This window comes from Neisseria mucosa (assembly GCA_003028315.1).
Classification (GTDB): domain Bacteria; phylum Pseudomonadota; class Gammaproteobacteria; order Burkholderiales; family Neisseriaceae; genus Neisseria; species Neisseria mucosa.
The window spans coordinates 2,153,260-2,167,341 of the sequence record CP028150.1 but is presented as its reverse complement, the minus strand read 5'-3'; the positions used below and the strand labels follow the sequence as shown (position 1 = coordinate 2,167,341).

13 protein-coding genes are annotated in these 14,082 nt (G+C 54.7%); 12 read left to right on the top strand and 1 reads right to left on the bottom strand.

What is annotated here, in order from left to right:
• The first annotated feature begins 39 nt into the window (after positions 1–39).
• The 9 genes from NM96_10955 (at position 40) to NM96_10915 (ending at position 8,574) form a co-directional block, all read left to right on the top strand.
• A complete protein-coding gene (locus NM96_10955) occupies positions 40–339 on the top strand; it encodes a DUF2818 domain-containing protein (GenBank protein ID AVR80328.1) in 300 nt (99 codons plus the stop codon).
• Between the two features lie 54 nt (positions 340–393).
• Entirely contained in the window at positions 394–1,518 is a 1,125-nt protein-coding gene (locus NM96_10950) for a glutamate 5-kinase (protein ID AVR79771.1), read from the top strand.
• A gap of 536 nt (positions 1,519–2,054) precedes the next feature.
• Positions 2,055–3,338 carry a deoxyribodipyrimidine photo-lyase gene (locus tag NM96_10945; GenBank protein ID AVR80327.1) on the top strand — a complete coding sequence of 428 codons (1,284 nt, stop codon included), beginning with the start codon at positions 2,055–2,057 and terminating at the stop codon, positions 3,336–3,338.
• 123 nt (positions 3,339–3,461) lie between these two features.
• Entirely contained in the window at positions 3,462–4,607 is a 1,146-nt protein-coding gene (locus NM96_10940) for an FUSC family protein (GenBank protein ID AVR79770.1), read from the top strand.
• A 54-nt stretch (positions 4,608–4,661) separates the two neighbouring features.
• Positions 4,662–5,111, top strand: a complete 450-nt coding sequence (locus tag NM96_10935) for a hypothetical protein (protein AVR79769.1) — start codon at positions 4,662–4,664, stop codon at positions 5,109–5,111.
• Positions 5,112–5,191: 80 nt separating this feature from the next.
• Positions 5,192–6,160, top strand: coding sequence for a TerC family protein (locus tag NM96_10930; GenBank protein ID AVR79768.1), 969 nt, complete (start codon positions 5,192–5,194; stop codon positions 6,158–6,160).
• Positions 6,161–6,415: 255 nt separating this feature from the next.
• Entirely contained in the window at positions 6,416–6,973 is a 558-nt protein-coding gene (locus NM96_10925; protein AVR79767.1) for a ribosome recycling factor, read from the top strand.
• 57 nt (positions 6,974–7,030) lie between these two features.
• Positions 7,031–7,777, top strand: coding sequence for an isoprenyl transferase (locus tag NM96_10920; protein ID AVR79766.1), 747 nt, complete (start codon positions 7,031–7,033; stop codon positions 7,775–7,777).
• A 2-nt stretch (positions 7,778–7,779) separates the two neighbouring features.
• The gene (locus tag NM96_10915) at positions 7,780–8,574 is read left to right on the top strand and encodes a phosphatidate cytidylyltransferase (GenBank protein ID AVR79765.1); all 795 of its coding nucleotides are present in this window, start codon (positions 7,780–7,782) and stop codon (positions 8,572–8,574) included.
• A gap of 26 nt (positions 8,575–8,600) precedes the next feature.
• Here NM96_10915 and NM96_10910 read toward each other — a convergent pair whose 3' ends face one another.
• Positions 8,601–8,807: a hypothetical protein gene (locus tag NM96_10910; GenBank protein ID AVR79764.1), complete on the bottom strand. Its 207-nt coding sequence runs from the start codon at positions 8,805–8,807 to the stop codon at positions 8,601–8,603.
• Between NM96_10910 and NM96_10905 the strand changes: the two genes are divergently transcribed.
• The 3 genes from NM96_10905 (at position 8,801) to bamA (ending at position 13,941) form a co-directional block, all read left to right on the top strand.
• Complete coding sequence (locus tag NM96_10905) at positions 8,801–9,985, top strand: 1-deoxy-D-xylulose-5-phosphate reductoisomerase (protein AVR79763.1); 1,185 nt, start codon at positions 8,801–8,803, stop codon at positions 9,983–9,985. The two genes, NM96_10910 and NM96_10905, sit on opposite strands and share 7 nt — an antisense overlap.
• Before the next feature lie 211 nt (positions 9,986–10,196).
• Positions 10,197–11,537, top strand: coding sequence for an RIP metalloprotease RseP (gene rseP, locus NM96_10900; GenBank protein AVR79762.1), 1,341 nt, complete (start codon positions 10,197–10,199; stop codon positions 11,535–11,537).
• Positions 11,538–11,541: 4 nt separating this feature from the next.
• A complete protein-coding gene (gene bamA, locus NM96_10895) occupies positions 11,542–13,941 on the top strand; it encodes an outer membrane protein assembly factor BamA (protein ID AVR79761.1) in 2,400 nt (799 codons plus the stop codon).
• The last annotated feature ends 141 nt before the right edge of the window (positions 13,942–14,082 follow it).

Genomic DNA, 14,082 nt, shown 5'->3' with positions numbered 1-14,082 from the left:
AATCAAAAAGGCCGTCTGAAAACAGAAAGACACACCATCATGACCGCATCCATGTACATCCTTTTGGTATTGGCACTCATCTTCGCCAACGCCCCCTTCGTTACCACCAAATTTTTCGGTGTATTCCAGCTCAAGCGCAAACATATCGGGCATCACCTCGTCGAATTGGCGGTAGGCTTCATCCTGACCGCCGTCCTCGCCTACATTCTCGAATCCCGCGCCGGCGCGGTTCAGCATCAAGACTGGGAATTTTACGCCACCGTAGTCTGCCTCTACCTGATATTCGCCTTCCCTTGTTTCGTATGGCGTTATTTCTGGCACGCGCGCAACCGCGAATAAGCTTTTCAGACGACCTCCCGCCTATCCCGCCACCCCGAACAAACGAGAAAAACCATGTCCCTGCAAAACCTCTCCAACATCCGCACCCTCGTCGTCAAAGTCGGCTCCAGCCTCGTTACCGCGGGCGGCAAAGGCATAGACCAAGCCGCACTCGACCGCTGGGCGGCGCAAATCGCCGAATTGGGCAAACAAGGCGTACAAACCGTCCTCGTTTCCAGCGGCGCCATCGCCGAAGGCATCAAGCGACTGGGCTGGAGCAAACGCCCCACCGCCATCAACGAACTGCAAGCCGCCGCCGCTGTCGGGCAAACCGGCATTGCCCAAGCCTACGAAACCGCGTTTGGACCGCACGGCATCCGCACCGCCCAAATCCTACTCACCCACGACGATCTGAGCAACCGCACCCGCTACCTCAACGCCCGCAGCACCCTGCAAACCCTGTTGTCCAAAGGCATCGTTCCCGTCATCAACGAAAACGACACTGTTACCACCGACGAAATCAAACTCGGCGACAACGACACCCTCGGCGCGCTCGTGACCAACCTCATCGAAGCCGACGCCCTCGTCCTTTTGACCGACCAAAAAGGCCTGTACGACAGCGACCCGCGCAAAAATCCGCAAGCCAAACTGATTCCGACCATCGCAGCCGACCATCCCGACCTCGAAAGCATGGCGGGCGGCGCAGGCAGCAGTGTCGGCACAGGCGGCATGTACACCAAAGTCACCGCCGCCAAACGCGCCGCACTCAGCGGAGCCGCCACCGTCGTCGCATGGGGCGGCGAACCCGACGTCCTCGTCCGCCTCAAACAAGGCGAAAGCATAGGCACGCTCTTTACCAGCGCGCACAGCCGCGTCGCCGCCCGCAAACAATGGCTGCTCGGACACGTCCAAACTGCCGGCAGCCTGACCGTCGATAGCGGCGCGGCAAAAGCCCTGACCGAACAGCACGCCAGCCTGCTGCCCGTCGGCTGCATCCGCGCGGACGGACATTTCCACCGCGGCGAACTCGTCGCCATCCTCGATACCGACGGCAAAGAAATCGCCCGCGGCCTCACCAATTACAGCAGCGGCGAAACCGTCAAAATCCTGCAAACCCCGTCCGAGCGCATCGCCGAAAAATTAGGCTACGCCCACGAAGACGAACTCATCCACCGCGACAATATGGCGTCGCATTGGTAGGGAAGGGGAAAAGTAAATATATAAGGTCGTCTGAAACTCAAAAATGCGGTTTCAGACGACCTTTGGTTTGTTTGGGCAGACAAATTCAGATTGCAGGCCGGATATCCGTATTCGGTGGAGAGGTTGAGGTTTTCCCTGCTTCTTCACGACGATGAAATGTCGGCTTTGGAAATTCGATTTGCCGCTTCGAACCCGGTTAAAACGATAGTGGATGAACATTTAGCTAAATGACTTTATTTTCGATACGCAAATTATCGGTTTTCGTCATTCCCGCGCAGGCGAGAATCCATTTTTGAAACCCAGAAACTGTTTTTCAAATCAAGGTTTCTCAAGTTTCACGATGGATTCCCGCCTGCACGGGAATGACAGAATTTGATGATATGCCGGATTTAAAGTTAAGTATGTTTGCTATAGCTGCGTTATTCCGAATCCACTTTATCTGTTATCTGCCTAAAGGCCGTCTGAAAACCGTCCGCCTTGTCCTCGCAAAATTTCTGCTAAAATCAAACGCCTTATCCCTTTCAGACGACATCGCCATGCAAGCACATACATTGGTCTGGTTCCGCCGCAACCTGCGCATACGCGACAACGCCGCGTTGTCCGCCGCCGTGAAGCGGGGATTGCCTGTGGCAGGCGTGTGGGTGGCGCAGGGGTCGTCTGAAATCTCTAATCCGCGTCAGGATTGGTTTCATTATCAGGCGGCGGCGGCTTTGCATGGCTCGCTGGCGGCGCGCGGCGTGGCTTTGTATGCGGTGAACCGTGTGGAAGAATTGCCTGCTTTGGCGACGCGGTTGAATGTTCAGACCGTAATTGCAGACGAAGCCTATACGTCGTCTGAAATCGGGCAAGATAACCGCATTTGGCGGATTTTGGATGAACAAGGCGTTGCGTTCGAGCGCGTTAACGACCGTGCCATATTCGCCAAGGCAGAAATCATGGGCAGTCACGGCGCGCCTTACACCGACTTCCCGCATTATAAAGAAGCGTGGCTGGCTTTGTTTCGGCAGCGGTTCGGCGGACAGGATGTGGGAGGCGGATGCGTTGAAATTTTTCAGACGACCTCTGTTGAAATGCCGTCATTTCCTGCGTGGAACGGGCAGCAGGACATGGTTTCCGCACAACGTGGCGGCGAAGATGAAGCAGGCAAACAATGGCGGAAGTTCAAAGAAAATATCGGGTTTTATCCGATTATGAATGATTTTCCCGCCAGAAAAGGTACCAGCCGCTTGGGTGCGTATTTGAGTGCAGGCTGCATTTCGCCGCGCGTGTTAGCAGCCGAAGCCGCAGGGCAGGGTGCAGATGCTTGGTTGGACAACTTGATTCGGCGCGATTTCTATCAACAGCTTGCTTACCACCGCGCCCGAATCGAGCCTGAATCTGCTGCCGAATCTGCGCCGTTTTCAGACGACCTGACGGAACGCTGGCGGCAGGGGGAAACAGGTTTCCCGCTTATCGATGCCGCCATGCGCAGCCTGAAATCGAGCGGCTGGCTGCATCCCGCCCTGCGCTCCATGGCGGCGGAATTTTTGTGTGGCGTCCTGCATCAGCCGTCCGAACACGGCATCGTTTGGTTCGCCGCACAGCAAACCGATTTTGACCCCGCGTTGAACGAGGGCAACTGGCAAACCGCCGCCCGCAATGCTCACCGGCGCTCCATCGATATTATCCAAACCGCCCGCCGGCTTGATCCCGACGGCACATTCGTCCGCCGCCACATCCCCGAGTTGGCACATCTACCCGTTAATCTCGTCCATACCCCGTGGCTCGCCTCGTCTGAAATTGACGCACACGGCTATCCGCTGCCCGTCGTCGCGCCTTAAAGGTCGTCTAAAAGCAGTATTGGGGGTTTCAGACGACCTTGCCTTCCATCCTGTCCGTATTGCCTGATTCCCGTTACAATACCGCCCGATAAACCCAAAAATCTCAACAAGATAGCCCCAATCATGAACGCCTCACAACGCGAACGCTTCGTCAAACGCTGGCTCAATTCCTACGAACGCTACCGCTACCGCCGTCTCATACACGCCGTCCGGCTCGGACTTGCCGTACTGTTTGCCACCCTGCTCGCCAAACTCCTCCACCTCCAACACGGCGAATGGATAGGCATGACCGTGTTCGTCGTACTCGGCATGCTCCAATTTCAAGGCGCGATTTACTCCAAAGCCGTCGAACGCATGCTCGGTACCGTCATCGGTTTGGGCGCAGGCCTGACCCTGTTGTGGCTCAACCAGCACTACTTCCACGGCGGCATTCTCTTTTACCTGACCGTCGGCACCGCCAGCGCAGCCGCAGGTTGGGCGGCGGTCGGCAAAAACGGCTACGTCCCCATGCTTGCCGGACTGACCATGTGCATGCTCATCGGCGACAACAGCAACAACTGGCTCGACAGCGGGCTTATGCGCGCCATGAACGTCCTGATCGGCGCCGCCATCGCCATTGTCGCCGCCAAACTCCTTCCCCTGCGCTCCACGCTCATGTGGCGGTTTATGCTTGCCGACAACCTGACCGAATGCGGCAAAATGATTGCCGAAATCAGCAACGGCAAACGCATGACCCGCGAGCGGCTGGAGCAAAACATGGTCAAAATGCGCCAAATCAACGCCCGCATGGTCAAAAGCCGCAGCCACCTCGCTGCTACATCAGGCGAAAGCCACATCAGCCCCGCCATGATGGAAGCCATGCAGCACGCCCACCGCAAAATCGTCAACACCACCGAGCTGCTCCTCACCACCGCCGCCAAGCTGCAAGCCCCTACCCTCAACGAACACGAAATCCGCCTGCTCGACCGCCATTTCAACCGCCTCCAACGCGACCTGCGCCTGACCGTCCGCCTCATCAAAGGCCACTACGCCCGCCGCATCCGCATCGACACCTCCATCAATCCCGAGCTGGGCAAACTCGCTGCCCGCCTCCATTACGAATGGCAAGGCTTCCTCTGGCTCAGCACCAATATGCGCAACGAAATCTCCGCACTCGTCATCCTCCTGCAACGCAGCCGCCGCAAGTGGCTGGACAAACACGAACTCCAACGCCTGCGTGAACACCTGCGCGAAACCCGCGAAGGCGATTTGGAAGAAGAGGTCGTCTGAAAACGTCCGACTGATGATACAATTTCACCCGAATATCCCACTTGGAACACGGTCATGAGTCTCTACGCCATCGCCCACATCATCCACCTCTATTGCGCCATCGCCTTTGTCGGCGGCGTATTTTTCGAAATGCTGGTTTTGTCCGTCATGCACACCGGCCGCGTCTCACGCGAATCGCGCCGAGAAGTCGAACGCGCCATGTCCTACCGCGCCGTCCGCGTTATGCCGCCCGTCGTCATTACGCTTTTCATCAGCGGCATCGTCATGGTATTCAACCGATACCTGCCCTTTTTGAGCCAACCCTTCGCCACCTCATTCGGTACGCTCCTTACCCTCAAAATCCTGTTGGCAGTCAGCGTCCTCGTCCATTTCGCTATCGCCGTCGTCAAAATGGCACGGCACACCCTGACCGTCGGCTGGTCCAAATACATCCACGCCGTCGTATTTTCCCATATGCTGTTTATCGTATTTTTCGCTAAAGCCATGTTTTACTTGTCTTGGTAAGCTGTTTTCAGACGACCTTTCCCCGACGGGTCGTCTGAAAAGCCGCCATCCAACCACCTCATCACAAGGAATCCGAATACATGACCGAACACCCTTCCGTCGGCTCCCCCCTTTTCTACGGCGTGTTCTTCGCCGCTGTTTTCATCATGATCATCATCGACATGCTCTCGCTTAAAAAAAGCGGCGCGCATAAAGTCAGTGTCAAAGAAGCCGTCGCCTGGAGTTGCGTCTGGATCGCCGTATCCTGTGCCTTCGCAGGCTGGCTCTATTTCGAGCTGGCAGGCAACCCCCTTTACGGCGCCGTCGTTGCCAAAGAAAAGACCCTCGAATTTTTCACCGGCTACATCCTCGAAAAATCCCTTGCCGTTGACAACATCTTTGTTTTCCTGATGATTTTCGGTTACTTCAAAGTTTCCCCGAAATACCAGCACCGCGTCCTCCTTTACGGCGTGTTCGGCGCCATCGTCCTGCGCGCCCTCATGATTTTTATCGGCGCGGCACTGGTGCAGCGGTTCGAATGGATTCTCTACATTTTTGGCGCATTCCTCGTCTATACCGGCATCCATATGATGAAACCGGAATCCGAAGAAGAGGACCTCTCGCAAAACAAGATTTTGGGCTGGCTTAAAAAAGTCATCCCCGTCAGCCATCAGTTTGAAGGCGAAAAATTCTTTACTGTCGAAAACGGCAAGCGCATCGCCACCCCGCTTTTGCTCGTCCTCATCATGGTAGAGTTGAGCGATGTCATCTTCGCCGTGGACAGCATTCCCGCCGTCTTCGCCGTAACCACCGACCCCTTCATCGTCCTCACCTCCAACATCTTCGCCATACTCGGGCTGCGTGCCATGTATTTCCTGCTTGCCGATGTTGCCGACCGTTTCATCTTCCTCAAATACGGCCTCGCCTTCGTCTTGAGCTTCATCGGCATCAAAATGCTGATTATGCACTGGGTGCACATCCCCATCTCCATTTCCCTCTCCGTCGTCTTCGGCGCACTGGGCGCATCCATCCTTACATCGCTGGTGTACACGCGTCAGCAGCAGAAATAAGTTTGGCGGATAAAGGAAGGTCGTCTGAAAGCGGAAAAACCGTTTTCAGACGACCTTTTTTGCTGATGCAGCCCTCTATACATCCCATTTGTAACGGCATTTAAATATCAGTTAAGAAACAAGGCCCAAAACCGCCCCTGCCTTGTCGGAATCGCCGAATGACGGTACTATGCGCAGTTAACAGCTTGATTGCCGTTCGGATGGTCATGCGTCCGGGCGAGGTTTTAAATTCAGTATCTTATTTGAAAGCATAAAATGATTAACGATATTCAAAAAACAGCGGAAAGCAAAATGCAGCGCTCGGTAGAAGTGCTGAAAGAGAATTTGGCGAAAGTGCGTACCGGCCGTGCGCATACCGGTCTGTTGGACCAAGTGGAAGTTGAATACTGGGGCAGCATGGTTCCGGTCAGCCAAGTGGCCAACGTGACGCTTTTGGACGCGCGCACCATCGGCGTGAAACCTTTTGAAAGCAATATGGCGGCCAAAGTCGAGAAAGCCATCCGCGATTCAAACTTGGGTCTGAACCCGGCAGCCGTCGGCGATTTGATCCGCGTGCCTATGCCTATGTTGACCGAAGAGCGCCGTAAAGATTTGATTAAAGTCGTACGCAGCGAAGCGGAAGAAGGACGCGTGTCCATCCGCAACGTGCGTCGCGATGCAAACGATCACATCAAAAAACTCTTGAAAGACAAAGAAATTTCCGAAGACGAAGCACGTCGCGGCGAAGAAGCGGTTCAAAAACTGACCGACAAATACATCGCCGAAGCCGACAAAACGCTGGCTGCCAAAGAAGAAGATTTGATGGCGATTTAAACCCTTGTCCGCGGCGTTTCAGACGACCTTTGAACCGCTGCGCTGCGAAAGGCAGAGATGAAGAGCAGCACGCAGACCATTTTGGAACATACTTCAGTTCCGAAGCATATCGCCGTGATTATGGACGGCAACGGCCGTTGGGCGAAAAAGCGTTTCCTTCCCCGCGTGATGGGGCACAAACGCGGCTTGGACGCGTTGGAAAATATGGTGAAGCATTGCGCCAAACTGGGTGTGCAATATCTGACCGTGTTTGCCTTTTCGACTGAAAACTGGCGCCGCCCTGAAGACGAAGTGTCGTTCCTGATGGGGCTGTTTTTGCAGGCTTTGCAAAAGCAGGTGCGCCGTCTGCACGAAAACAATATGCGCCTGAAGGTGTTGGGCAGCCGCGAACGCTTCAACCGGCAGATTCTGCAAGGCATCGAAGAGGCGGAAGCGTTGACGGCGAACAATACCGGCCTGACCCTGAGCATTGCCGCGGATTACGGCGGCCGCTGGGATATTTTGCAGGCGGCAAACAAACTGATTGCCGAAGGCGTATCCGAGATTACGGAAGACGCGCTGGCGAAACACTTGATGCTGGGCGATGCGCCGGAACCGGATTTGTTCATCCGCACCGGCGGCGAAACGCGCATCAGCAATTTCCTGCTTTGGCAGATGGCGTATGCCGAACTTTATTTTACCGATACCCTGTGGCCCGATTTTGACAGCAAAGCCTTGGACGATGCTGTCGCCTCGTTCCAAAAACGCGAACGGCGCTTCGGACGCACTTCGGAACAGCTGCCGGTAGAGCAGCAAAGGGGTTAAAAATGTTGAAACAACGGATTATCACGGCGCTGTGGATGCTGCCGTTGATGCTCGGTATGCTGTTTTACGCGCCGCAATGGCTGTGGGCGGCATTTTGCGGATTGATTTCCCTGGTTACGCTGTGGGAATACGCCCGCATGAGCGGATTGGAAAAACTGAAAACCAATCATTATCTTGCCGCGACGCTGGTGTTCGGTGTCATCGCCTACGCAGGCGGTTGGACGCTGCCGGATATCGTCTGGTACGCCGTTTTGGCGTTTTGGCTGGTTGTTATGCCTTTGTGGCTGAAATTCAAATGGAAATTGAACGGCGGCTGGCAGGCTTATACCGTCGGTTGGCTTTTGGTCATGCCGTTTTGGTTCGCACTCATGTCCCTGCGTCCTCATCCCGATTACGCCTTGTCGCTGCTTGCCGTGATGGGTTTGGTGTGGGTTGCCGATGTTTGCGCGTATTTCAGCGGCAAAGCGTTCGGCAAACACAAAATCGCACCGACCGTCAGCCCCGGCAAGAGCTGGGAAGGCGCAATCGGCGGCGCGATTTGCGTGGCAGTGTACATGACTGTGGTGTGGTGGGCTGGTTGGCTCACGTTTGACGCAGGCTGGTTCAATACCGTGTTAATCGGTTTGGTGTTGACCGTTGTCAGCGTATGCGGCGACCTGTTGGAAAGCTGGCTCAAACGCGCGGCGGGCATCAAAGACAGCAGCAATCTGCTGCCCGGACACGGCGGCGTGTTTGACCGCGTGGACAGCCTGATTGCCGTCATCAGCGTCTATGCCGCCTTTGAAAGCTTGTTCTGAAGCGGTTATAGTGGATTAAATTTAAATCAGGACAAGGCGACGAAGCCGCAGACAGTACAGATAGTACGACAAGGCGAGGCAACGCCGTACTGGTTTAAAGTTAATCCACTATAAAAATCGTTGGAACACATCAAACACAATATCGAATAAGCGTTTTCAGACGACCTTTCCGACCTCAAGCCCAAAGGTCGTCTGAAATCCGAAAGCAGTACATAAAGAACACACCATGACACCACAAGTCCTGACCATATTAGGCAGTACCGGCAGCATAGGCGAAAGCACGCTCGACGTTGTTTCCCGCCACCCCGAAAAATTCCGCGTATTCGCGCTGGCGGGGCATAAGCAGGTTGAGAAACTGGCGGTTCAATGCCGGACGTTCAGCCCCGAATATGCCGTTGTTGCCGATGCCGAACACGCCGCCCGGCTTGACGCACTGTTGAAACGCGACGGCGCGGCGACGCAGGTTTTACACGGCGCGCAGGCATTGGTTGATGTGGCGTCTGCCGACGAAGTCAGCGGTGTCATGTGCGCCATCGTCGGTGCGGCGGGGCTGCCTTCCGCGCTGGCGGCGGCGCAAAAAGGCAAAACCATTTATCTGGCGAACAAAGAGACGCTGGTGGTTTCCGGCGCGTTGTTTATGGAAACCGCCCGCGCAAACGGCGCGGCAGTGTTGCCCATCGACAGCGAACACAACGCCATTTTCCAAGTTTTGCCGCGCGATTACACAGGTCGTCTGAACGAACACGGCATCCGCTCGATTATCCTGACCGCTTCCGGCGGCCCGTTTCTGACGGCCGATTTAGGCACGTTCGACAGCATTACGCCCGCGCAAGCGGTCAAACACCCCAATTGGAGCATGGGGCGCAAAATCTCCGTCGATTCCGCCACCATGATGAACAAAGGTTTGGAGCTGATTGAAGCACATTGGCTGTTCAACTGCCCGCCTGATAAACTTGAAGTCGTCATCCATCCGCAGTCCGTGATACACAGCATGGTGCGCTACCGCGACGGCTCCGTGCTGGCGCAACTGGGCAATCCCGATATGCGTACGCCCATCGCTTATTGTTTGGGCTTGCCCGAGCGCATCGATTCGGGTGTCGGCGATCTGGATTTCGACGCATTGTCTGCGTTGACCTTCCAAAAGCCCGACTTTGACCGCTTCCCCTGCCTGAAGCTTGCCTATGAAGCCATGAACGCGGGCGGAGCCGCGCCCTGTGTTTTGAACGCCGCCAACGAAGCCGCCGTCGCCGCCTTCTTAGACGGGCAGATTAAGTTTACCGACATTGTCAAAACCGTCGCCCACTGTCTCGCACAAGACTTTTCAGACGACCTCGGCAACATCGAAAACCTGCTGGCGCAAGACGCCGTTACCCGCAGGCAGGCGCAGGAATTTATCGCCGCATTGGGATAAACCGTGCCGCAACGATAAAAAATGACAGGTCGTCTGAAAACCCGCCCACCCGTCATGTGTGGCGGACAAAACGGCAGACTGACTTTATAATCGGCAAAATAACGCCAATAATATTTTCTACACATTGCGAATGCTTTTCAGACGACCCCTGCCTTGATACGTCGTCTGAAACATCGATAACGTCAACCCATACCCAACCAGAGAGATTCTTTTGCAAACCCTTCTAGCTTTTATTTTCGCCATCCTGATTTTGGTCAGCCTGCACGAGTTCGGACACTACATCGTCGCCAGATTGTGCGGCGTCAAAGTCGTCCGCTTTTCCGTCGGCTTCGGCAAACCGTTTTTCAGCAAAAAGCGCGGCGATACCGAATGGTGTTTGGCACCCATCCCATTGGGTGGTTACGTCAAAATGGTCGATACGCGCGAGGGGGAAGTGGCGCAGGCAGACCTGCCTTACGCCTTCGACAAACAGCATCCCGCCAAACGCATCGCCATCGTTGCCGCAGGCCCGCTGACTAATCTCGCGCTGGCGGTTCTGCTTTACGGCTTGAGTTTTTCCTTCGGCGTTACCGAAATCCGCCCTTATGTCGGCATGGTCGAGCAAAATACTATTGCCTCAAAAGCAGGTTTTCAGCCCGGAGACAAAATTATTTCGGTTAACGGCGTTAACGTCGGCGAGTGGGAAAAAGCCCAGCAAGAAATCGTGTTGAACATCGAGTCAGGCAAGGTAAATGTTGCCGTTCAGACGAGCTCGGGGCAAAAAACCATGCGGATTATCGATGCCGCCGGCACGCCCGAAGCAGGTAAAATTGCGAAAAACCAAGGCTATATCGGGTTGTCGCCTTTTAAAATCACCACCAGTGTTGGCGAAGTGACAGAAAACAGCCCGGCTGAAAAAGCCGGTTTGAAAAAAGGCGACAAGCTGATCAGCGCCGACGGCAGGGACATTGAGTCTTGGCAGCAATGGGTGGAAATCGTACGCCAAAGCCCGGGTAAGAAAATCGAATTGATTTATGAGCGCGACGGTAAAACCGTTCAGACGACCATCCGCCCCGACAGTATCCAGCAACCCGACAGAACGCTGGTCGGCAGGGTAGGCTTCGGTCCTCAGGGCGACGAAGCGTGGACAAAAGAAATCAAGCGCGAATATAAACCGTCTGTCGCAGAAGCATTTGCGATGGGCTGGGACAAAACCGTCAACAATGCTTGGATGACGGTAAAATTCTTCGGAAAACTGATTACAGGCAATGCCTCCCTGAACCATATTTCAGGCCCGCTGACCATTGCCGACGTCGCCGGGAAAACGGCACAGCTGGGATTTCAAAGCTATTTGGAATTCCTCGCTTTGGTCAGCATTAGTTTAGGCGTGTTGAACCTGTTGCCCATCCCCGTATTGGACGGCGGGCATTTGGTGTTCTACACTGCCGAATGGATACGCGGAAAGCCCTTGAGCGAGCGCATACAGGCAATCGGCCTGCGCCTCGGACTGGCTGCCATGCTGTTCATGATGGCACTGGCTTTCTTTAATGACATCAACCGTTTGTTTGGATAATTTTATGAAATTGAAACAGATTGCTTCTGCTTTGATGGTATTGGGAATGTCGCCTTTGGCGTTTGCCGACTTCACCATTCAAGACATCCGCGTCGAAGGTTTGCAGCGCACCGAACCGAGTACGGTCTTCAACTACCTGCCCGTCAAAGTCGGCGACCAATTCAGCGACGCACGCAGCGAAGAAATCATCAAAAGTCTGTATGCGACCGGTTTTTTTGACGATGTCCGCGTAGAGACCATGGGCAATCAGGTCTTGCTGACCGTTATCGAACGCCCGACCATCAGCACGCTGAACATCACCGGCGCGAAAATGCTGCAAAACGATGTAATCAAGAAAAACCTTGAATCCTTCGGTTTGGCGCAATCCCAATATTTCAATCCGGCCACGCTGAGCCAGTCTGTCGCCAGCCTGAAGGAAGAATACAAAAGCCGCGGCAAACAGTCTGTCCAAATCACGCCGACCGTCACCAAACTCGCGCGTAACCGCGTTTCCATCGACATCGCCATCGATGAGGGTAAAACCACCAAGATTACCGACATCGAATTTGAAGGCAACAAAGTCTATTCCGACCGCAAGCTCATGAAACAAATGTCTTTGAGCGAAGGCGGCATGTGGACTTGGCTGACCAAGAGCAACCAGTTTAATGAGCAGAAATTCTCGCAAGACATGGAGCGCGTCAGCGAGTTCTACCAAAACAACGGCTATTTCAATTTCCGCATTCTGGATACCGACATCCAGACCAACGAAGACAAAACCAAGCAAACCATCAAAATCACGGTTGACGAGGGTGAACGCTTCCGTTGGGGCGACGTGCGCATAGAAGGCGACACCCGCGAAGTGCCGAAAGAAGAGCTGCAAAAACTTCTGACCATGAAAAAGGGCAAATGGTACGAACGCGCCCAAATGGTCAAATCGCTCGAAGCCATTCAAAACCGCATGGGTACGGCAGGCTACGCGTTCAGCGAAGTCAACGTTCAGCCAGTGCCCAATGCCGAGACCCAAACTGTCGATTTCGTCCTGAATGTCGAACCCGGCCGCAAAATCTATGTGAACGAAATCAACATCACCGGCAACAACAAAACCCGTGACGAAGTCGTACGCCGCGAATTGCGTCAGATGGAATCCGCGCCTTACGACACTTCCAAGCTGCAACGTTCCAAAGAGCGTGTCGAGCTGCTGGGCTACTTCGACAACGTACAATTCGATGCCGTACCGGTTGCCAATACGCCCGACCAAGTCGATTTGAACATGAGCGTGAACGAGCGTTCTACCGGTTCGCTGGATATGAGCGCGGGCTGGGTTCAGGATACCGGCTTGGTCATGTCTGTGGGCGTTTCCCAAGACAACCTGTTCGGTACGGGTAAATCCGTTTCCCTGCGTGCTTCACGAAGCAAAACCACGCTGAACGGCTCGCTGTCGTTTACCGATCCGTATTTCACACCCGACGGCGTGAGCCTCGGTTACGATATTTACGGCAAGTCTTACGACCCGCGTAAAGCCTCTTCCAGCGCGAAACAATATAAAACCACCACCGCAGGCGGCGGCGTGCGCATGGGTATCCCCGTTACCGAATACGACCGCGTCAATTTGGGTCTGGCGGCGGAACACCTGACCGTGAATACCTACAAAGGCGCGCCTAAACGTTATGCCGACTTTATCAACCAATACGGTAAAGGCACGGGCGGCGTGGGCAGCTTCAAAGGCTGGCTGTACAAAGGTACGATCGGTTGGGGACGCAATAAAACCGACAGCGCCTTGTGGCCGACCCGCGGTTACATGACCGGCATCAACGGTGAAATCGCCCTGCCGGGCAGCGACCTGCAATACTACACACTGACCCACAACCAAACCTGGTTCTTCCCGCTGACCAAAGACTTCACCCTGATGCTCGGCGGCGAAGTCGGCGTCGGCAACGGCTACGGCAAAACGAAAACCATGCCGTTCTTTGAAAACTTCTACGGCGGCGGCTTAGGCTCCGTACGCGGTTACGAGAGCGGTACGCTTGGTCCGAAAGTTTATGACGAATACGGCGAGAAAATCAGCTACGGCGGCAACAAAAAAGCCAACGTTTCCGCCGAGTTGCTGTTCCCGATGCCGGGCATCAAAGATTCCCGCTCCGTCCGTCTGAGTCTGTTTGCCGACGCGGGCAGCGTATGGGACGGCAAAACTTATAACGACAGCAGTAGCAATACCTACTACACCAACAATGCCGCTCAAAACCCATACGGCTTAGGCAAGACCCACAAATCGACCTTCAAGGAAGAGTTGCGCTACTCTGCCGGTGCGGCAGTAACTTGGCTCTCGCCGTTGGGTCCGATGAAGTTCAGCTACGCTTACCCGATCAAGAAAAAAGACAGCGACGAAATCCAACGCTTCCAGTTCCAATTGGGTACCACATTCTGACGTAGGCAGAAAAAGGTCGTCTGAAAACTGACATCCCTATGCGGTCAAACGTTTTCAGACGACCTGAAGGAAAAGGGGCAGGGCGTCCTGCCTCTTTTTTAAAACAAACCGTCATCCCGCTGATGGGCGGGATACAAAATC

Coding starts and splice junctions, on each gene's coding strand:
- NM96_10955 (AVR80328.1), top strand. CDS start 40: ATGACCGCATCCATGTACATCCTTTTGGTATTGGCACTCATCTTCGCC.
- NM96_10950 (AVR79771.1), top strand. CDS start 394: ATGTCCCTGCAAAACCTCTCCAACATCCGCACCCTCGTCGTCAAAGTC.
- NM96_10945 (AVR80327.1), top strand. CDS start 2,055: ATGCAAGCACATACATTGGTCTGGTTCCGCCGCAACCTGCGCATACGC.
- NM96_10940 (AVR79770.1), top strand. CDS start 3,462: ATGAACGCCTCACAACGCGAACGCTTCGTCAAACGCTGGCTCAATTCC.
- NM96_10935 (AVR79769.1), top strand. CDS start 4,662: ATGAGTCTCTACGCCATCGCCCACATCATCCACCTCTATTGCGCCATC.
- NM96_10930 (AVR79768.1), top strand. CDS start 5,192: ATGACCGAACACCCTTCCGTCGGCTCCCCCCTTTTCTACGGCGTGTTC.
- NM96_10925 (AVR79767.1), top strand. CDS start 6,416: ATGATTAACGATATTCAAAAAACAGCGGAAAGCAAAATGCAGCGCTCG.
- NM96_10920 (AVR79766.1), top strand. CDS start 7,031: ATGAAGAGCAGCACGCAGACCATTTTGGAACATACTTCAGTTCCGAAG.
- NM96_10915 (AVR79765.1), top strand. CDS start 7,780: ATGTTGAAACAACGGATTATCACGGCGCTGTGGATGCTGCCGTTGATG.
- NM96_10905 (AVR79763.1), top strand. CDS start 8,801: ATGACACCACAAGTCCTGACCATATTAGGCAGTACCGGCAGCATAGGC.
- bamA (AVR79761.1), top strand. CDS start 11,542: ATGAAATTGAAACAGATTGCTTCTGCTTTGATGGTATTGGGAATGTCG.